The organism is Oleiphilus sp. HI0066, from assembly GCF_001635725.1.
The window spans coordinates 1-764 of record NZ_LWFH01000609.1; the positions used below are offsets into that span (position 1 = coordinate 1).

The following is a 764-nucleotide window of genomic DNA, read 5'->3' on the forward strand; positions in this document are numbered from 1 at the left end:
AATGTTAGATTCAAGTTCATTAGCGAGGATATTCGCGAGCGTTGTCTTACCTAAGCCAGGCGGACCGAAAATAAGAACATGATCAAGTGCCTCTTCTCGTTTTTTTGCTGCCTCAACGAAAATAGACATTTGTTCTTTGACAACAGGCTGACCTACGTAGTCAGCTAGTAATTTCGGGCGAATAGCACGATCTTGTGCTTCTTCTTGCTTACTGCGGCCGCCGCTATTGGGCGCGGCGGAAATTAGGCGGTCTGCGTCAATCATGGCTTAAAAGAGAGTGATGAATAAAACTAGTGTACATCTCAAGCACACTGACGAAAGTTAAATATCAGTTACAGTGCCAAACACACTAGCTAGCTGAGCGAACGGAGGGCCTGCTTAATAAGATCCTCGACAGACATCCCTGCTTCAAAACTCTTCTTCACGAGCTTCGCCGCATCACTCGGCTTGTAACCTAATGCGGTTAATGCTGCCTCTGCCTCTTGCTCGACTGACTCTTCTGGTAAAGCAACGGCAGCTTGTTCCATCTCTCCAAGGCCATCGTTTTCGGTTGCTACAGCGCCTAGCTTATCTCTCAACTCAATCAACAAACGCTCTGCTGTTTTTTTGCCGATACCCGGAAGCTTTACCAGCGCGCTAACATCTTCAAGTTCAACGCAGCGCTTCAAATCTGAGGCATTTAAACCAGACAGAATCGCGACACCTAATTTAGGCCCTACACCATTCACCTTGATGAGTACTCGGAAGACATCTCTGTCCGAGAG

2 protein-coding genes are annotated in these 764 nt (G+C 47.3%); both read right to left on the bottom strand.

The genetic code is table 11. The features are described from left to right. A partial coding sequence (locus A3738_RS07925; protein WP_156504081.1) for an AAA family ATPase occupies window positions 1–264 on the bottom strand: 264 nt, incomplete at its 3' end. Window positions 265–353: 89 nt separating this feature from the next. After that, window positions 354–764, bottom strand: a 411-nt coding sequence (ruvA, locus tag A3738_RS07930) for a Holliday junction branch migration protein RuvA (RefSeq protein WP_197473699.1), incomplete at its 5' end; no start/stop codon positions are given.